The organism is Azonexus hydrophilus DSM 23864 (assembly GCF_000429605.1).
GTDB lineage: Bacteria > Pseudomonadota > Gammaproteobacteria > Burkholderiales > Rhodocyclaceae > Azonexus > Azonexus hydrophilus.
Window position 1 is genome coordinate 380477 of sequence record NZ_AUCE01000011.1, and the last position, 19494, is coordinate 399970.

General features: G+C 65.1%; 14 protein-coding genes. 10 read left to right on the top strand and 4 right to left on the bottom strand.

The features are described 5' to 3' along the window. Positions 1-10: 10 nt before the first annotated feature. From G471_RS0102435 to G471_RS0102445, 3 genes are all read right to left on the bottom strand, one after another. On the bottom strand, positions 11-2533 hold the full coding sequence (locus tag G471_RS0102435; protein WP_028993922.1) for a DNA topoisomerase III: 2523 nt from the start codon (positions 2531-2533) through the stop codon (positions 11-13). A gap of 79 nt (positions 2534-2612) precedes the next feature. Beyond that, entirely contained in the window at positions 2613-3686 is a 1074-nt protein-coding gene (gene dprA, locus G471_RS0102440) for a DNA-processing protein DprA (protein ID WP_028993923.1), read from the bottom strand. After that, positions 3683-4705, bottom strand: a complete 1023-nt coding sequence (locus G471_RS0102445) for a LysM peptidoglycan-binding domain-containing protein (RefSeq protein ID WP_028993924.1) — start codon at positions 4703-4705, stop codon at positions 3683-3685. Before G471_RS0102445 ends, dprA begins: the two co-directional genes overlap by 4 nt. A 142-nt stretch (positions 4706-4847) precedes the next feature. Here G471_RS0102445 and def point away from each other — a divergent pair, with 142 nt between their 5' ends. Then, positions 4848-5351: a peptide deformylase gene (def, locus tag G471_RS0102450; RefSeq protein ID WP_028993925.1), complete on the top strand. Its 504-nt coding sequence runs from the start codon at positions 4848-4850 to the stop codon at positions 5349-5351. After that, a complete protein-coding gene (fmt, locus tag G471_RS0102455) occupies positions 5348-6271 on the top strand; it encodes a methionyl-tRNA formyltransferase (RefSeq protein WP_028993926.1) in 924 nt (307 codons plus the stop codon). Before def ends, fmt begins: the two co-directional genes overlap by 4 nt. On the opposite strand, the gene G471_RS0102460 is transcribed toward fmt, so the two are convergent. Further along, positions 6255-7154 (bottom strand): S1/P1 nuclease, encoded by a 900-nt coding sequence (locus G471_RS0102460; protein WP_028993927.1) that lies wholly within the window; start codon positions 7152-7154, stop codon positions 6255-6257. The two genes, fmt and G471_RS0102460, sit on opposite strands and share 17 nt — an antisense overlap. A 34-nt stretch (positions 7155-7188) precedes the next feature. Between G471_RS0102460 and rsmB the strand changes: the two genes are divergently transcribed. The 8 genes from rsmB to G471_RS0102500 are packed head-to-tail and all read left to right on the top strand — an operon-like array spanning position 7189 to position 19468. Then, complete coding sequence (gene rsmB, locus G471_RS0102465; RefSeq protein WP_028993928.1) at positions 7189-8448, top strand: 16S rRNA (cytosine(967)-C(5))-methyltransferase RsmB; 1260 nt, start codon at positions 7189-7191, stop codon at positions 8446-8448. Beyond that, positions 8411-9019 (top strand): DUF4390 domain-containing protein, encoded by a 609-nt coding sequence (locus G471_RS16450; protein WP_028993929.1) that lies wholly within the window; start codon positions 8411-8413, stop codon positions 9017-9019. The genes rsmB and G471_RS16450 overlap by 38 nt, the downstream gene beginning before the upstream one ends. Continuing rightward, positions 9016-11169 carry a sensor histidine kinase gene (locus G471_RS0102475; protein WP_028993930.1) on the top strand — a complete coding sequence of 718 codons (2154 nt, stop codon included), beginning with the start codon at positions 9016-9018 and terminating at the stop codon, positions 11167-11169. Before G471_RS16450 ends, G471_RS0102475 begins: the two co-directional genes overlap by 4 nt. Next, the gene (locus G471_RS0102480) at positions 11147-12406 is read left to right on the top strand and encodes a sigma-54-dependent transcriptional regulator (RefSeq protein WP_028993931.1); all 1260 of its coding nucleotides are present in this window, start codon (positions 11147-11149) and stop codon (positions 12404-12406) included. Before G471_RS0102475 ends, G471_RS0102480 begins: the two co-directional genes overlap by 23 nt. A gap of 2 nt (positions 12407-12408) precedes the next feature. After that, positions 12409-13842 carry a Trk system potassium transporter TrkA gene (gene trkA / locus G471_RS0102485; protein ID WP_028993932.1) on the top strand — a complete coding sequence of 478 codons (1434 nt, stop codon included), beginning with the start codon at positions 12409-12411 and terminating at the stop codon, positions 13840-13842. A gap of 10 nt (positions 13843-13852) precedes the next feature. Then, positions 13853-15307: a TrkH family potassium uptake protein gene (locus G471_RS0102490; protein ID WP_028993933.1), complete on the top strand. Its 1455-nt coding sequence runs from the start codon at positions 13853-13855 to the stop codon at positions 15305-15307. A gap of 31 nt (positions 15308-15338) precedes the next feature. Then, on the top strand, positions 15339-16367 hold the full coding sequence (locus G471_RS16455; RefSeq protein WP_051295229.1) for an efflux RND transporter periplasmic adaptor subunit: 1029 nt from the start codon (positions 15339-15341) through the stop codon (positions 16365-16367). Continuing rightward, positions 16364-19468: an efflux RND transporter permease subunit gene (locus G471_RS0102500; RefSeq protein WP_028993934.1), complete on the top strand. Its 3105-nt coding sequence runs from the start codon at positions 16364-16366 to the stop codon at positions 19466-19468. Before G471_RS16455 ends, G471_RS0102500 begins: the two co-directional genes overlap by 4 nt. Positions 19469-19494: the final 26 nt, after the last annotated feature.

Consider the following 19494-nt stretch of genomic DNA (forward strand, 5'->3'; position numbering starts at 1 on the left):
GCGCGGTGTATCAGGCTTCCGCCTTCTTCTTTGCCGCAGGCTTCTTGGCTGCCGGAGCCTTCTTCTCGAACTCGAAACCGACCTTGCCTTCGGCGACGACCAGATAAGCCGAGAACTTGCGCTTGGTCCGGTTGGAGACGAACTCCCTGAGCAGGTCGGTCTTGCCGGTTTCCAGCATCTTCTTCATCTGGGCGGTGTCGACCGGCTGCTGCAGGATGATCTTGCCGGAACGGAAATCGCAGGTCTTGTCCGGGCCGACCGATTTCTCGCAGACATAGGAGCTGCCATGGTCGTAGACATTGGCCGCGCACTTCGGACATTTGCCCAGGCTTTCCTGGCCGGAGAAATCGACCGGCTCGGCGTTGGCTTCGTCGGCTTTGTCCTGGCCGAAGTCGAATTCCGGCAGATGCTCGTCGTTGAGCTTGATCGCCGCAGCAAAACTGCGGCCCATCTTGTTGCGGAAGCCGGTCAGCGGGCCGACGTGGCGTTCGGTCAGCAGCGTCTCGATTTCGGCCGGTTCGTACTGGCGGCCGGCGACGATCTTCCACAGCGAATAATCGCAGTCGCTGCACTGGAATTTCTTGTAGGTCTCGCGGATCAGGCCGCCGCACTTGGGACAGGGGGCGCTGAGGATGCCGAAATCGCCCGGAATCGTGTCGCTGTCGTAGGTCTTGGCGCGCTCGACGATGTGCCGCGTCATCTCGGCGATCTCGCGCATGAATTCGTCGCGCGTGAAATCGCCCTTCTCGATGCGGCCCAGCTTCCATTCCCAATCGCCGGTCAGTTCCGGCTGGGTCAGTTCCTTGATGCCCAGGCCGTTCAACAACGTCATCAGGTTGAAGGCCTTGGCCGTCGGGATCAGTTCGCGGCCTTCGCGCAGCATGTACTGCTCACCGATCAGGTTTTCGATGATCTGGGCGCGCGTCGCCGGGGTGCCGAGGCCGCGGCCGGCCATTGCCGCCTTCAGTTCTTCGTCGTCGACCATCTTGCCGGCGCCTTCCATGGCCGACAGCAGGGTGGCTTCCGAATAGCGCGGCGGCGGCTTGGTGGCGTTGGCCTTGACCGTGACTTCCTCGGTCTTGACCTTTTCGTCCTTGTCGACCGCGACCAGATTGCCTTCGTCGCCGCTCTGGCCTTCCTTGCCATGGACGGCAAGCCAGCCCGGATTGACCAGGACCTTGCCTTCAGTCTTGAACGGATGACCCTCGACCCGGGTGATGCGGGTGGTCACCATATACTCGGCGGCCGGGAAGAACACCGACAGGAAGCGGCGGACGACGAAGTCGTACAGCTTCTGCTCGGCTTCGTTGAGGTTCTTCGGCGCCTGCGGTGTGGGGATGATGGCGAAGTGATCGCTCACCTTCGCGTTATTGAAGATGCGCTTGTTCGGCAGCACCCAGTTGCGCGCCAGGACCTGGTGCGCAAACGGCGAGTAACGGGCGAGCAGGACTTCGTCGTGCCCCTTGCCGGCGCCTTCGCCGGTAAGTACGCGCATCGTTTCCTTGACCGTGGCGATGTAGTCCTCGGGCAGGCAGCGCGAGTCGGTTCGCGGGTAGGTCAGGACCTTGTGTTTTTCGTAGAGTGCCTGAGCCAGGCCGAGCGTCGTTTTGGCCGAGAAACCGAAACGGCTGTTGGCCTCGCGCTGCAGGCTGGTCAGGTCGAACAGCAGCGGCGACAGGCGGGTTTCCGGCTTGGCTTCCTCGCTGACGATGCCGGGCTTGCCCGAGGTGGCGGCCTGGATCGCTTCGGCGCGGGCCACTTCCCACAGGCGGTCGGCACGGGCGTGCTCGTCTTCCTGCTTGCCCTTGAAACCTTCGTCAAACCATTTGCCGGTGTAATTGCCGGCCTTGGCGGCGAATTCGGCTTCGACTTCCCAGTAATCGCGCGGCTTGAAGTCGCGAATCTTGCGTTCGCGCTCGACCACGATGGCCAGCGTCGGCGTCTGCACGCGACCGACCGTGGTCAGGTGGAAGCCGCCGGTCTTCGAGTTGAAGGCGGTCATTGCCCGGGTGCCGTTGATGCCGACCAGCCAGTCGGATTCGGAACGGCAGACGGCGGCGTCGGCCAGACCCTGCATTTCGCTGCCCGGGCGCAGGCGGGCGAAGCCGTCGCGGATGGCTTGCGGCGTCATCGACTGCAGCCACAGCCGCTGCACCGGTTTGCCGGCTTTGGCGTGCTGGGCGATGTAATTGAAGATCAGCTCACCTTCGCGCCCCGCGTCACAGGCGTTGACCAGGCCGGTCACATCCTTGCGCTTGATCAGCTTGTTGAGCACACGCAGGCGCGGCGCGCTCTTTTCGATCGGATTCAGCGCGAAATGCGGCGGGATCACTGGCAGGTGCGCGAAGGACCACTTGCCGCGCTTGACCTCGAATTCTTCCGGACAGGCCAGTTCGAGCAAATGGCCGACGGCCGACGAGACGACGTATTCGTCGGACTCGAAGTATTCGTCGTGCTTGGTGAAACCACCGAGCGCCTTGGCGATGTCGCTGGCGACGGAGGGTTTCTCGGCGATGATCAGTTTTTTGCTCATGGGGTCTGCCTGTCAGGTGCCGGGCATGATAAGTGGGCGCCCGACGGATTGGCAAGGGCGGACACAATTGATTTCTCGATCAATCGACGCGCTGGTAGCGATTGCCGGGCAGGACGGCGATCTTGCCAGCGAGTTCCAGGCTGAGCAATTCGCTCAGCAGGCTGTCGGCGCCCAGCCCGCTGCGCTCGACCAGCTCGTCGAGTCCGCAGGGATCGTGGCCGAGCGTGTCGAGTAAGGGATGCTCATTTGCATCATCCGGAATCGGCGCGTGTCGGGCGGGCGCCTGGCCGTTCAGTTCTTCGAGGATGTCGTCGGCGGTCTCGACCAGTTTCGCGCCTTGGCGGATCAGCTTGTGACAGCCTCGGGCCAGGGGCGAGTGGATGGAACCGGGAATGGCGAAAACTTCTCGCCCCTGTTCGCCGGCCAGCCGGGCGGTGATCAGCGAGCCGCTTTCGGTGGCCGCTTCCACCACCAGCACACCGCGAGACAAGCCGGCAATGAGGCGGTTGCGGCGGGGGAAATTGGCGGCATTGGCCGGTGTGCCAAGCGGAAATTCGGAAACGATGGCGCCGCGTTCGGCAATTGTCAGCGCCAGTTCACGGTTGCGGGCCGGGTAGATGCGGTTGGCGCCGGTACCGATGACCGCGACGGTGGCCCCATCGGCGGCCAGCGCACCGCGATGCGCCGCCGCGTCGATGCCCAGGGCCAGGCCGCTGACGATGCACCAGCCCTGGCCGGCCAGGGTGCGTGAGAATTGTTCGGCGTTGCGCAGCCCTTGTGGCGTGGCGTTGCGGCTGCCGACGACGCCAATCGCTGGTCCCTGCAGCAGCGCAGGATTGCCGCGCACGTAGATGACGCTCGGTGGATCGGGGATTTCCAGCAGGCTGGCCGGATAAGCCGTATCGGCCAGGGTCAGGATGTGCTGGTCCGGCTGCTCGGCCCAGTTCAGTGCCTGGGCGATATTTTCAGCGGGGTCGAAATCGAGCAGCAGGTCGGCCTTGTTGCCGATTACGCTGCGCACGGCCGACAGGCCGGCGGAGAAGATGTGGTCGGGCAGTCCGAAGGCGGCGAGCAGCTTGCGCTGCGTCTCGCCGCCGATGCCCGGAGCCAGGGTCAGGTGCAGCCAGGCTGCCAGACCCCGGGGCGGGCTCACGGATTGCCGACGGCGTCCCCGATCAGCACCGATTTGGAAGCATCGATTACCAGTGCGTAGGAAACGCGGTTAAAGGTGCGGAAGACGAAGGCCAGTGCATAGCGCTCATCCGGGATGGTGGTCGATTCGCGCTTCACGTCGTCGTCGAGGTGCAGGGCGACGCGCTTGCGGTAGAAGGCCACGACATGGCCGACCTCAATACCGTCGTCGGCCCCCTTGTTCAGGGTCACCACCGAGCTGGCGCCGCCCTCGCTGACGCCGCCGTAGATCGACATGATGCGGGCGTCGATCTTCTGCTCGGGCGAGCGCGGGACATAGGCCATGATGGTCGGTTGCGGTGCCGGCTTCAGCCAGTCGCCGCGGGAAATTTCTTCCTTGGCCAGGGTGATGCGCAGGGTGGCCGGCTCGCCGGGGCGGGTCAGTCGGGCGTTGCCGAGGAAGAAGGCTTCGTGGGCGAGCACCTCGCCGGTTTCGGGATCCTTCAGCGGCTTGCCGGGGCGGAAGACATGCCATTTTTCGACGCTGGCGTCGGGAATTCCGCTGGCGTAGGCCGTGTCGCCGCTACCGAGCAGGATGCGTTCTTCCTGGGTGGCGACGATGCGCGCCGACGTTTTCTCGATGCCGGCCTCGACAATCAAGGGCTGCGAAATGAAGGGTTCGATGACATTCGGCGGGATGCTCGGGATCACCTGATCGATGGCCGTGGCATAGGCCTGCGGCTGCAGTCGGCCTTGTACCGGCTTGCCCAGGCGCAGGCGGGGATTGCCATCGGACAGGTCAAGCCAGACGATGTCGCCAGGATAGATCAGGTGGGGATTCTTGATCTGTTCCTTGTTCAGGCGCCAGATTTCCGGCCAGCGCCACGGCTTTTTCAGGAATTTTCCGGAGATGTCCCACAGCGTGTCGCCCTTGACGACGACGTGCCGGTCCGGTGGATTGCTGACCAGTTCAAGCGGCTCGGCCGCAGAAGCGCAGGCGGCTGTCGCAGCCAGGATGAGCGCGGATATAATGCGAACCATGGGTAACCCCTCACATACCGGTGGAACGCGCAGCAGCTTGTGTGGTCTTACCGGCGTCTGCAATTCGCGTTCTTATCTCGAGAATTGCTTTAGATTCTGCATGTAATCCTCTAAGCAAGCAAGCATTTATTCCCTATTTGCCATGGCCTTATTACCCATTTTGCGTTTTCCCGATCCCCGGTTGACGAAAGTCGCGGCTCCCGTGACAAAAATTGACGATAGCATTCGCCGGTTGGCGGCCGATATGGCCGAGACCATGTACGAGGCGCCCGGGATCGGGCTGGCCGCGACCCAGGTCGATGTACACAAGCGGGTGGTGGTGATCGATGTCTCCGAAGACAAGAGCGAACTGCGGGTCTTCGTCAATCCGGAGCTCGACAACTGCCTCGGTCTGGCTGTCGGCGAGGAGGGTTGTCTGTCGGTGCCCGGCATTTACGACAAGGTCGAGCGTGCCGAGCGCGTCACCGTCCGTTATCTCGATCTCGACGGCAAGGCCCGGGTGCTCGAAGCCGACGGCCTGCTGGCGGTATGTATACAGCACGAGATCGATCACCTGAACGGCAAGGTCTTCGTCGATCACCTGTCGCAACTGAAACAGACACGTATCCGCAACAAGCTGGCCAAGCAGGCTCGGGTCACCGCATGAGGGTGATTTTCGCGGGTACGCCGGAGTTCGCGGCGCAGGCGCTGTCGGCCATCGTTGCCGCCGGTCACCAGGTGGCGCTGGTGCTGACCCAGCCGGATCGGCCGGCGGGGCGCGGCATGAGCCTGCAACCGTCGGCGGTCAAGCAGGTGGCGCTGGCGCACAGGATCGAGGTTTTCCAGCCGCTGACCTTGAAGGATGCCGAGGCGCAGGCAAAAGTGGCTGCCGTTGACGCCGAGGTCATGGTCGTTGCCGCGTATGGGCTGATCCTGCCGCAGGCGGTGCTCGACCTGCCGCGTTTCGGCTGTCTGAACATCCACGCTTCGCTGTTGCCGCGCTGGCGCGGTGCGGCGCCGATCCAGCGGGCACTGCTCGCCGGTGACAGCGAGACCGGCGTCTGCATCATGCAGATGGAAGCCGGCCTCGATACCGGTCCGGTGCTCTTGCGCGAGGCCTTCCCGATTGCCGGCGACGACACCACGGCGACCCTGCACGACAAGCTCGCCGCCTGTGGCGCGAAGCTGATCGTCGATGCCCTGGCGGACCTGCCGTTACCGGCCGAAGTTCAGCCGGGCGAGGGTGTGACCTATGCGCACAAGATCGAGAAGGTGGAAGCCGCGATCGACTGGACGCGCAGCGCCGCCGAGCTCGATCGCCATATTCGTGCCTTCAATCCTTTTCCCGGTGCGCAGGCGCAGTTTGCCGGGCAGACCGTCAAACTGTGGGCGGCGCGGCCGGTTGCCGGTCAGGGCGAGCCCGGTAGTGTGCTGACGGTCGACCGTCATGCGGTGGTCATCGCCTGCGGCGAAGGCGCGTTGGCTGTGAGTGAACTGCAGAAGGCCGGCGGCAAGCGCCTGCCGGTCCAGCAGTTCCTGGCCGGTCATCCGCTGCAGCCGGGCGATCGTTTCAGCGGCCGGGATTGATCGCCGCTGGCGTTTCACGTGAAACGCGCTGACGGTGAATTTCCTCCAGCAGGCGGCCGAGCCGGTAGCCGGCTTCGGCGACCCGGCGTTCGCCCGTCGCTTGTGCCCATTGCCGGTAATCGTCGTCTATCAGCAGACTGACGCTGCCCATGGTTTTCGGATAAGCCCGCTTCAGGAGCTGCCGGCTTTCATTCAGCCATTGCCGCACGTCGCCCTGCCTGGGGGTTGGCCAGTTGGCCTGCAGTGCCTCGGCCCGCAAGCGCAGGCGCTTGCCGCGCAGGCCGCTCGGGCCGGGTAGATCGTCCCACCAGGCGTGCAGCTTGACGAAAGGCTGGCGGGCCGACGGGTCTTCGATCAGTACCGTGTTGCCGCCACGGTCTTCGCTGTATCCGGCATGGAAGGGCTGGTGCAGGTCGGCGACCAGGTGGGCGAGCCAGGGTAAGGCCCAGGCAAGCTCGGCCGGCTGCGTGCTGGTGGCGAGCAGCTCGCTCAATTCGACGATCTTGCGGTCGATCTGCCCCCGGCCGCGTTTGCCGTGGCGGTCGAAATCGACGTAATGCCAGTCGCCATGCCGGCCCATGTCGGGAAAGCCGGGCAGGGGCGGGTTGTCTGACGGCTGGTCGGCAAAGCGCGGATCGTGACGGATGGCATCCGGCCAGGTGCTGGCCTCGGCGAAAATCAGCGCGGCATCGTCGGCGCCGGCTTTCTCCCGCCAACGGCCGTGATCCGGGTGCCGGGCCAGTGCCTGGCTGACGAATTCGCTGGTATCCGGCGCCATCTGCTGCCAGGCGATCAGGATGCCGAGCCGGTGCCCGGCACCGTTCCAGGCAAGAGCAGTGGGGCTGGTGAGCAGGAAAATGAGCAGGATGAGCAAAGGGCGCATGCCGGAATTATGCCCCGTGCGATAATCGCCACCTATGTCGCGATTGCCCTTCACCTCACTTGCCTATGCCTTGCGCGAGGCCGCCCGCATCGATGCGGCGGTATTCGCCGGTCAGAGCCTGGCCGACAACCTGCTCGGTCGCGTCGATGTCGTTGCCCGGCCGGCCGTCCAGGATCTTGTTTACGGCAGTCTGCGTGCCTTCGGTCGGGGCGATTTCTTCCTGTCGCGACTGCTGGAAAAGCCGCTGGCCGTCGATGAAGTCCGGGCGCTGCTGCTGGTTGCCCTGTATCGCCTGGAAACCCGCCCGGATGCAGCGCATACCGTGGTCGACCAGGCGGTGTCGGCGGCTGGCGAAATCCTGCACGGAAAATTCCGTGGCCTGGTCAATGCCGTATTGCGCAGCTTCTTGCGCCAGCAGGCGAGCTTGACCGCCGATGTCGCCGCCGACCCGGTCGCCCTGGCCCAGCATCCCGGCTGGTGGCTGGCGCAGCTGCAGGCCGCCTGGCCGGACGACTGGCAGCGCATCGTCGATGCCGGCAACCAGGCGCCGCCGATGGGTTTGCGCGTGAATCGGCGCCGGATCAGCCGTGATGACTATCTGCGGCAACTGACGGCGGTCGATATTGCCGCTCACCCGGTTGGCGAGGATGGACTGGCGCTGCTCAAACCGCAGCCGGTCGATCGTCTGCCCGGTTTCTTCGACGGCCTGGTTTCGGTCCAGGACCCGGGTGCCCAGCGCGCTGCGGAAATCCTCGCACCGGCTGCCGGCAGTCGCGTCCTCGATGCCTGCGCGGCGCCGGGCGGCAAGACCGCGCACCTGCTTGAGCGTGCCGACCTCGACCTGCTTGCGCTCGATCTCAAACCGGCCCGCTGCCGGCGGGTCGAGGAGGGGCTGGGACGTTTGCACCTGTCGGCCCGGGTCGAAGCTGCCGATTGTGCCAAACTCGATGTCTGGTGGGACGGTCGTCCCTTCGATGCGGTGCTGGCCGACGTGCCCTGTACCGCCAGCGGCGTCGTGCGCCGCAATCCCGACGCCAAATGGCTGCGCCGGCCCGAGGATGTCGCCAGCTTTGCCGGCACCCAGGCGCGCATCCTCGATGCCCTGTGGCAGGTGTTGCGGCCGGGCGGTAGACTGCTTTATGCAACCTGTTCGGTCTTCCTGGAGGAAAACTCGGTGCAGGTCAGGAATTTCCTCGGACGCCAGACGGCGGCGGGGATCGTTCACGAGGAACAGCTTCTTCCCGATGCGGAACGCGATGGCTTCTACTACTGCCTGCTCGAAAAGCGTGCTTGAGCGCCTGCGCGGCCTGTTGCTGTTGCTGGCTTTCCTGCCGGCGCTGGCCTGGGCGGCGGAAATCGAAGTCCACAATCCCGGGCTGACGGTGACCGAGGAAGGCCATTTGCTGTCCGCGGATTTTCGCTTCGAACTGAGTCCCAGCCTGGAAGAGGCGGTCAATCGCGGCGTCGTGCTGTATTTCGTTGCCGATTTCGAACTGACCCGCGAGCGCTGGTACTGGCTCGACGAGAAACTGCTCAGCCGCAGTCTGACCTATCGCCTCTCGTATCACGCGCTGACCCGTCAGTACCGCCTGAGTACCGGCGGCCTGCATCAATCCTTCGAGACGCTGGGCGAGGCACTGGCCGTGTTGCGCCGCCTGCGTAACTGGCTGGTCATTCCCCGCGACGATGCGCGCATCGTTGCCGGCGGAAATTATCAGGCTGCCGTACGCCTGCAACTCGACGTCCGCCAGTTGCCGCGCCCCTTCCAGATCAGCGCGCTCGGCAACAAGGACTGGACGCTCGCCAGCGACTGGAAGACTTGGGCGACCAAGTTGCCGCTGCCGCCTGTCGTGGAGGACAAGTGAAGCGATTTGTCGCTGCTGCCGGTGCCCTGGCTGCCGCCATCGGCGGGATCCTGTGGTTCCTGTTGCTGATGGCGACGGCGGCTGACACCGTCGTCTTCTCGCGCAACTATCCGCTGCTGATCGCGCTTAACGTCGTCCTGGCGCTCGGCATGGTGACGCTGGTCGGCTGGCAGTTGCGCAGCCTGTGGCGCGATTACAAGGCCCAGGTCTTTGGCGCCCGCCTCAAGCTGCGCCTGATGCTGATGTTCGGCGTCATCGCGGTGTTGCCCGGGGCGCTGGTCTACGGCGTGTCGGTGCAGTTCATGACCCGTTCGATCGAAAGCTGGTTCGACGTGCGCGTCGAGAAGGCACTGGAATCGGGCCTGCACCTCGGACGTTCGGCACTCGATTCATTGCTCGCCGAACTCAACGTCAAGGCGCGCGACATGGCCGACGAACTGTCGGTGATTCCTGAGCCGTCGCGGCGTTCGGCACTGTTCCGGCTGCGCGAGGACAAGGGCGTGCAGACGGCAGCGCTGTTTTCGGTCAGCGGCAAATTGCTCGCCAGTGCGACCGGCGATCTCGTGTTGCTGCCGGCGCTGCCCGGTCAGTCCCAGCTCAGGGAGGCACGGACCCAGCAGGGATTGAGCGGCATCGAGGGGGAGGAAGAATCGATGTTCCTGCGCGTGCTGCTGCCGGTCTCGCCGCGCGAGATGTTCGAGGAACCGCGCATCCTGCAACTGACGCAGGCCGTACCGGCCAATCTGGCACTCGATGCCGAGGCCGTACAGGCGGTTTATCGCGACTATCAGGAGCTGCAACTGGCGCGCGCCGGGCTGACCCGGATCTATGCCCTGACCCTGACCCTGACCGTGCTGGTCGCGCTGTTCAGCGCCTTTGCCCTGGCTTACTGGATGGCCCGGCGGCTGGTGGCGCCGCTGTACATCCTGGCCGAAGGCACGCAAGCCGTTGCCCAGGGTGACTTCTCGCAGCGTCAGGCGGTGTATAGCGGCGACGAACTCGGGGTGCTGACCCAGTCGTTCAACCGCATGACCCGGCAGCTTGACGATGCGCGCCGCGAAACCGACCGCCATCGCGGCGAACTCGAATCGGCGCGCGGCTACCTGGAGTCGATCCTGGCCAACCTGTCGGCCGGCGTGCTGGTGTTCGACCGCGATTTCCGCCTGCGCACGGTCAATGAAGGGGCGTTGACCATCCTCGACGATGATTTTTCCGGCCTGATCGGTCTGGCACCGGAAAGCTGGCCGCGCCAGGAAATGCTGGGTGGCTTCATCCGCCAGAACTTCGCCGCGACTGGCGAACCGGAATGGCAGGCCCAGCTGGAGCTGGAGCGGCCGAACGGCATGCCGCAGGTGTTGCTGCTGCGGGCTTCGCGCCTGCCCGAGGCCAGCGGCGGCGGTGACGTGGTCGTGTTCGACGACGTCACCCGGCTGATCGCCGCCCAGCGTAGCGCCGCCTGGGGCGAGGTGGCCCGGCGCCTGGCACACGAGATCAAGAACCCGCTGACGCCGATCCAGCTATCGGCCGAACGTCTGCAGCACAAGCTGGCCAGCAAGTTGAGCAACGGCGACGCCGAAATGCTGGCGCGCGGCACGCAGACCATCATCGGCCAGGTCCAGGCGATGAAGCGCATGGTCGATGATTTCCGTGATTACGCGCGGATGCCGGCGCCGGAAGTCGCGCCGCTCGATCTCAACGGCTTGCTCGGCGAGGTCATGGGCTTGTACGAGAGTTCCGCCGCGCAGTTCTCGGTCGTGCTGGGAGAGGGACTGCCGCCGGTGCTTGGCGACGCCACCCAGTTGCGTCAGATCATCCACAACCTGCTGCGCAATGCTGAGGATGCGTTGGAAGGTCGCGGTGACGGCCGGGTCGAAGTGGTCACCGAACTGGCCGGCCGTTGCGCCCGTCTGCGCATCACCGACAACGGGCCGGGGTTCCCGGTCGAGTTGCTGCCGCGTATCTTTGAACCGTATGTCACCACCAAGGCCCGGGGAACCGGGCTGGGATTGCCCATCGTCAAGAAGATTGTCGATGAACATCAAGGTAGTATAGAAATCAGCAATGCACCGGATGGCGGGGCGCGGATCGATATCCGCCTGCCGCTGGTCCGGGACAAGGAGGCCAAGCATGGCAATCATTCTGGTCGTTGATGACGAAGTCGGCATCCGCGAACTGCTTTCCGAAATCCTCATCGACGAGGGCTACGATGTTCGCCTCGCCGAGAACGCTGGCGCCGCCCGCCGCGTGCGTCAGGAGTTGCGCCCGGACCTGGTCCTGCTCGACATCTGGATGCCCGACACCGACGGCATTTCGCTGCTCAAGGAATGGCATGCCGGCGGTCACCTGAACATGCCGGTAGTCATGATGTCCGGTCACGGCACCATCGACACGGCCGTCGAGGCGACGCGTTTCGGTGCCTTCGATTTCCTGGAAAAGCCGATCGGCCTGCAGAAGCTGCTGGCTACCGTGCAGAAGGCGCTCAAGCACGACGCGCCGCCGCAGCGTCCGCCGCTGACCCTGGAGGCCTTCGCCCGCCTGCCCTTCGTCAAGGAATTCCGCCGGCGCCTGGAACAGGCTGCGGCCAAGGCTTCGGTGGTGTTGATCAAGGGCGCCACCGGCGGCATGGGCGAAATCGCTGCGCGCACCCTGCTGGCGCCGCGCGCGCCCTGGCTCGACCTGTCTACGGTGAGCAGCGCGCTCAGTCAGGAGACACTGGAGAAAGTCGGTGGCGGCATCCTGTTCGTCCCCGATCTGGCGGCGTTGGGCAAGATGCAGCAGATGAACCTGGCGTTTGCGCTGGATCGTGCCGAAAAACTGCATCTGCAGCTGGTGGTGGCCAGTACCACGCCGCTGTCGGCGCTGTCCGGCTGGGATGCCAAGCTGCTGGCCCGGCTGGGCGAAATCTGGGTGGCGCTGCCGGCGCTGGCGGCGCATGCCGACGACCTGCCGGAAATCGCCGCACTGTTGCTGACTAATTTCGTCGAACGCGGCGAAGTGCCGCCGCGGCGTTTTTCGACTGCGGCGCTCAATGCCTTGCGCACGCTGCCCTGGAAGAAGCACCCGGAAGCCAGCTGGAACGTGCTTTACGGGCTGGTGCGCAACCTCGCGCTGACAGCGCTGGACGAGGAAATCGGCGCCGACGACGTGGCCCGGGTGATGCCGCAGGAAATCGAGGAGGACGCGCCGGCGCAATCCTTCCTGCCGCTGTTCGAGCAGCCTCTGCGCGAAGCCCGTGATGCCTTCGAGAAGTTGTATTTCGAACACCACCTGCGCCAGGAAGGCGGCAACATGACGCGCCTGGCCGAGCGTTCCGGGCTGGAGCGGACCCACCTGTACCGCAAGCTCAAGCAGCTCGACATCCGGCTGGGCAAGCGCGGCGAGGACTAAGCATGAAAATCATCATTCTCGGTGCCGGTCAGGTTGGCGCCAGCGTGGCCGAGGGCCTGGTTTCCGAGGAAAACGACATCACCGTCGTTGACCAGGATCCGGCGCGGCTGGCGCAGTTGCAGGACCGCCTTGACCTGCGCACTGTGGTCGGCGATGCGGCAACGCCGACGGTGCTGCGCAGCGCCGGTGCCGAGGATGCCGACATGGTCATCGCGGTGACCCAGAGCGACCAGGCCAATCTGGTGGCCTGCAAGCTCGGACAGTCGGTGTTCAACATTCCGACCCGCATCGCCCGCCTGCGCTCGCGCGACTTCCTCGAAGACGAGTCGCTGCTGGCCAGCGACAATTTCGCCGTCGATTTCGCGCTCTGCCCGGAACAGGTCATTACCGACTACATCCGCCGCCTGATCGAGTTTCCACGCGCGCTGCAGGTGCTCAACTTCGCCCGTGGTCGCGTCTGTCTGGTCGCCGTGCGCGCCTATGAAGGCGGCCTGCTGGTCGGCAAGCCGATCAAGGCCATGCGCGAGCATCTGCCGCCGGAAATCGATGCCCGCATCGCCGCCATCTTCCGCGATAACCAGCCGGTTTTCCCCGAGGGCGATACCGTGGTCAAGGCCGGCGATGAGGTCTTCCTGCTGGCTGCTGCCGAGAACATCCACCCGGTGCTCAACCAGTTGCGCCGGCAGACGGCGCGGGTCGAGCGCATCATGATCGCCGGCGGCGGCAACATCGGCCTGCGCCTGGCCAAGTCGCTCGAAGAGCGCTACGAGGTCAAGCTGATCGAAGGTCGCCGGCCGCGCGCCGAGCTGCTGGCCAACGAACTGAACGACACCCTGGTGCTCTACGGCGACGCCACCGACGAAGACCTGCTGGAACAGGAAAACATCGCCGAGATGGACCTGTTCCTGGCGATGACCAACGACGACGAAGACAACATCATGGCCGGCAGCCTGGCCAAGCGTCTGGGCTGCAAGCGCGTCGTCGCTCTGGTCAATCGTCGCGCCTACGCCGAAATGATCGAGGGCGGACCGATCGACATCGGTATCTCGCCGGCCCAGGTGTCGATCGGCACCTTGCTCGCCTATGTCCGCCAGGGCGATGTCGCCGAGGTGCACTCGCTGCGCCGGGGGGCTGCCGAAGCCCTGGAAATCGTCGCCCACGGTGATCGCAACACGTCCAAGGTGGTTGGCCGGCGCATCGACGAAGTGCAGTGGCCCAAGGGCGTCACCGTCGCCGCCCTGGTGCGCAATTTCGAGCAACCCATCGTTGTCGGCCAGACCGACGACTGGACGGCAATCACCCGCTACGGCGAGGTGGTCATCGCGCACCACGACACGGTGATCGAGCCGGGCGACCACGTGATCATCTTCTGTACCCGAAAGAAGCTGGTGAAAAAGGTGGAAAAGCTGTTCCAGGTCGGCTTCCACTTCGTCTGAGGATGGCTTCGTGACCCGTTTCGCTCCCGTCCATCGCGCGCTCGGCATGATCCTGATGCTGTTCGGTCTGGCCATGCTGGTGCCGCTGACCGTCTCCCACGTCATGGATGACGGCGCGCAGCGCGTCTACGACGAGGTATTCCTGCTGACCATGCTGTGCGGCAGCTTCCTCTGGTACCGCTACCGCAATACGCCGCGCGATCTCAACGTACGCGACGGCTTCCTGCTGGTCGTGCTGGTGTGGACGGTGCTGCCGGCTTTCTCGGCCTTGCCGTTCATGATCCACCTCGGCATGTCGCATACCGACGCCTATTTCGAAGCCGTATCGGCGCTGACGGCGACCGGGGCGACGGTGATGTCCGGCCTGGACAGCCTGCCGGCGTCGATCAACCTGTGGCGTCACCTGATGCAATGGCTGGGCGGCATGGGCCTGATCGTTCTGGTGGTCGCCATCCTGCCCATGCTCGGCATCGGTGGCCGGCAGATGTTGCAGGCGGAAATTCCCGGGCCGATGAAGGACAACCGGATGACACCGCGGGTGACCGAGACGGCCAAGGGGCTGTGGCTGATCTACGTGTTCATCACCATCGCCTGCGCCGTGGCCTATCGCTGGGCCGGCATGAGTTGGTTCGACGCCATCTGTCACAGCTTCTCGACCGTTTCGCTCGGTGGTTTCTCGACCCACGACGCCAGCCTGGGCTATTTCAATTCGCCGGCCATCGAGTGGATCTGCATCGCCTTCATGCTCTTTTCCGGGATCAACTACGCCACCCACTTCCTCGCCCTGACCGGACGCTCGGTGTTCATCTATGGTCGTGACCCCGAAGCCGGCTGGTTCGTCGGCGTATTGCTGGTCAGCGTCTTTGTGCTCGCCAACTACCTATGGAAGGAGGGCTCCTTTCATGACATGGACACGGCCTTCCGCTACGCCATGTTCAACGTCATCTCGGTAGCGACGACGACCGGTTACTCGACCATGGACTACGGCCAGTGGCCGATGTTCGTTGGCCTGTGGATGTTGTTCCTGTGCAGCTTCTCGACCAGTGCCGGGTCTACTGGCGGCGGCATCAAGATGATGCGGGCGCTGCTGCTGTACAAGCAGGTCTATCGCGAACTGGTCCGCGCCATGCATCCGGCGGCCGTGTATAACGTCCGCCTGGGTGGGGCGACGGCGCCGCAGTCGGTGTTGTTCGCCGTGCTTGCCTTCGCCTTCGTTTACATGGTCAGTATCGTTTCGATGACCTTGTTGCTGGCGTTCACCGGGCTCGATACCGTGACCGCCTTCAGCGCCGTTGTTGCCAGCGTGAACAACACCGGCCCGGGTCTCGGTGCGGTCGGGCCGGCAACGACTTTTGCCGGGCTCGAGGACTTCCAGACCTGGGTCTGCATTTTCGCCATGTTGCTCGGTCGTCTTGAAATATTCACCTTGCTGGTCGTGTTGACGCCAGCATTCTGGCGCAAGTAAAGGCGCTGCCTTCGGGGTTTGCGGAGTTGCGATGAGAATTTCCGTTGTTTCCGGTCTTCTTCTGGCCACAGCGCTGCTGGCGGCCTGTGGCGACAAGGCTGCCGAACCGGCAGCCGTTGCGCCGGCCCAGCCGGCGCTGACGCTGGCCACGCTCGGCGAGTTGGCTTTGCGCCCCGAGCGCAACGCGCCGGCCGCCGTGATCGGCCGCCACGAAGCCCGTATTTCGGCCGAGGTCGCCGCCACCATCCAGGCCCTGCCGGTCGAGGTCGGGCAATCGGTTGCGGCCGGTGCGCTGATCGTCCGTCTTGATCCGCGTGACGCGGCACTTGCGCTGGAGCGCGCCGAGGCCGCGCTGGCCCAGGCCGAGGCCCGGCTGGCGCAAGCCGATGCCCAGTTGCAGCGGGCGCAGACCTTGCGCGAGCGTAATTTCTATTCCCCGGAAGCATTGACGCTGCGCGAGACCGAGCGGGCCGCTGCCGTGGCCGATGCGCGGGCGGCCCGGGCCAGCCGCGATACGGCCCGGCGGGCGCTCGACAAGCACAGCCTGCGCGCGCCGTTTGCCGGTGTCGTGCGCGAACGCCCGGCCCAGCTCGGCGAACTGGCCGCGCCGGGCAGCGTGCTGCTGACGCTGGTTGCTGCGGGTGATCCGGAAGTGGCGGCACAACTGCAGCCGCAGGATGTCGAGGTGGTCGCCCAGGCCGGCGAGTGGCAGTTCGAAGCGGCGGGTGTCCGCCATCCTTTACGCCTGATCCGCGTGTCGCCGGCAATGAATCCCGAGTCGCGCAGCGTCGAGGCGCGTTTTGCCTTTGCGGCGGCGGCGCCGGCCATCGGCCAGTCCGGTCGTCTGCTCTGGCGCGAATCCCGGCCCTGGTTACCGGCTGACCTGCTGGTCCGCCGCGATGGCCGCTACGGCGTGTTCACGGCGGTTGATGGCAAGGCGCGTTTCCACGTGCTGCCCGGTGCCAGCGAAGGCCGGCCGGCGCTGGTCGACCTGCCCGACGACACCCGGATCGTCGTCCAGGGCCGTCATGCCCTGCAGGACGGGGCGGCGCTGCCGTGAGCCTGTACCGCAAGCTGCTGGAAAACCATCCGCTGGCGAACATCGCCTTCGCGGTGGTGCTGATGCTCGGGGTGCTTGCCTACCTGACCATGCCGCGCGAGCAGGACCCGGAAATCAACTTCAACTGGGTGGTGATCACCACCGTGCTGCCCGGTGCTTCCGCCGAAGACGTGGAAAAACGCGTCACCGAGCCGCTCGAGGACGCGATCAAGGGCGTCGCCGACATCCGTTTCGTGCTGTCGTCGTCGCGCGAGAACGTGTCCAACATCCTGGTCCGTTTCCGCGACATTTCGACCAGCGTCTTCGACAAGCGCATCAACGACCTGCGGCGCGACATCCAGAACAAGGCCAGCAGCGAGTTGCCCGCCGTGGCCAAGGATCCGCGGGTCATGGAAATCACCACCTCGAACGGTTTTCCGACGGCGCTGGTGCTGGTCACCGGGCAGGCGGCCGACGAGGTTCTGCGCCAGCGCGCACGCCTGCTGAAGAACGAATTCGAGCGCATGAACGGGGTGGACCAGGTGTTCGCCACCGGCCTGCAGGACCCGGAACTGCTGGTCGAGTTCGATCCCGTGGCGCTGGCCAATCGCGGCCTGTCGGCGACCCAGGTGGCCGACGCAACGCAGGCCTGGTTCCGTGACGTTTTTGCCGGCAAGGTCGAGACGCAATCCGGCGACGAGCGCAATGCCTGGCTGGTGCGCATCCTCGGCGAGCATGTCGATCCGGCAAAGCTGGCCGATATTCCGGTGGGCAGCGCCCAGGTGCCGCTCGCTTCGGTGGCCGAGGTGTCGCGCGGCCGGGCCAAGGCTGGCAGCCTGGCGACGCACGAGGGCAAACCGGCGGTGATGCTGTCGATCACCAAGAAGAGTCGGGTCAATACGCTGGACATGATAGAGCGCATCAACGGCTTCATCGCCGAAAAGAATCCGCTGCTGGCCGCCGACGGCATCCGCCTCGAACTGCTCGACGACCAGACCATCCCGACCCGCGAATCGATCGGCATCATGGAAGCCAACGCCGTCGTCGGCCTGGCGGTGGTCTTGATCATCTGCTGGCTGTTCCTCGGCGCCCGCATCGCCTTGCTGGTCGGCATCGGCCTGCCGTTTTCGCTGGCCGGTACCTTCGCCGTGCTGGCGGCGCTCGGCTACACGGTCAACATCTCGGTGCTGCTCGGTGTCGTAATCGTGCTCGGCATGGTCGTCGACGACGCGGTGGTCGTGGTCGAGACCATCTACTACAAGATGCAGCGCGGGCTGGCGGCCATCGATGCCTCGATCGAGGCAATGCGCGAAGTGGTGGCGCCGGTGACCTCGTCGGTACTGACGACGATGGCAGCCTTCCTGCCGCTGATGCTGTTGCCCGGCATCGTCGGCAAGTTCATGTTCGTGATTCCCTTCATCATCACGCTGGCGCTGGCGATCAGCCTGTTCGAAGCATACTGGATGCTGCCTGTGCACGTTGCGACGGTGGGCCGGCGTCCGCCGGCCGACGACTGGCGGGCGCGCTTCAATCATCGCTTGCGGGTCAGGTATTCGCGCTTGCTGCTGGCGCTGCTTCGCCGGCCGCGTTTGTCGCTGGGCGCGGCCGGGCTGGTCTTCGTGCTGGCGGTCGGCGCCGTCGCCGGTGGCGCGGTGCGCATGCAGTTCTTTGCTTTCGATCCGCTGCGCCTGTTCTACGTCAACGTGGACATGCCGGCCGGTGCGCCGATCGAGGAGACCATGGCCCAGGCCAGCCGGGTCGAGGCCGAGGTGCGCAAGCACCTGCGCGACGACGAAGCACGTAACGTTGCTGCCTACGCCGGGGTCAAATTTACCGATACCGAGCCGCTCTACGGCGACATCTACGGGCAGGTGATCGTTTCCCTGAACCCGCGCGATCAGCTGGGCAGCGATGCCCGCGACGTCCAGGACATCGTCGCCGCCATGCGGCCGACCGTCGAGGCCCTGCCGGGGCCGGGCAAGATCAGCTTCACCATGATCTCGGGCGGGCCGCCGCTGGAGAAACCGGTCAAGGTCCGCGTGCGCGGCGACGATCCGCTCGAATTGCGCGCTGCAGCCGATGCCGTGCTGGCGGTCGCGCGGGCCATTCCCGGCAGCAAGGACGTGGTCGATGACGACATCCCCGGCCGCCCGCAACTGGTGCTGACGCTCGACCGCGAGGCCCTGGCCGCCGCCGGTCTCGACGCCGGCCGGGTGGCGCGCCTGATGCGTCTGCATGTCGACGGCGAAATCATCGCCCAGACCCGCGACCAGGGCGAGAAGATCGAATTGCGCGTACGCGCCAATCACGGCGGTCTGGTCGGCCAGGACATCGGCGACCTGCTGGCGACGCCGATTGCCCTGGCCTTGCCCGACGGTCGTCGTCAGACCACCTCGCTGGGCGCGCTGGTGCAGGCCGAGACGCGTACCGGCAAGGGCGTCATCAAGCGCTACAACCTGATGCGCGCGATCACCGTCGAAGCGGACCTGGACAAGGAAATCACCGATACCGTTGCGGCCAACCGCATCCTGCGCGAGGAATGGCAGAAGATCGCCGCCCAGTACCCGGGCGTCAATCTCGATTTCTCCGGCGAACTCGACGACATCAACGAAAGCCTCGATGCCATGCTGGCGCTGTTCGCGCTCGGTGTCGGCCTGATTTACCTGATTCTGGCCACCCAGTTCCGCAGCTATTTCCAGCCCATGCTGATCCTGGTCACCGTGCCGCTGGCCTTTACCGGCGTCGTCCTCGGCCTGCTGGTGTCCGGCAATCCCTTATCCCTGTACACGCTCTACGGTGTGATCGCGCTGACCGGGATCGCCGTCAATTCGGCCATCGTCCTGATCGACGCCGCCAACCAGCGCCTGCAGGAGGGCATGGGCGTGCTGCATGCAGCGGTCTATGCCGCCCGGCGACGTATCGTGCCCATCCTGATCACCTCGGTGACGACCATCGGCGGCCTGTTCTCGCTGGCCTTCGGACTGGCCGGCGAGTCGCTGCTGTGGGGGCCGGTGGCGCAATCCATCGTCTGGGGACTGGCCTTCTCCAGCCTGCTGACGGTGTTCGTCATTCCGCTGCTGTACTGGATGACGATGCGGCGCCGCGTGACCAGCCGGGCGTAAAGGCGGATAATCGCTGTTTCCTGATT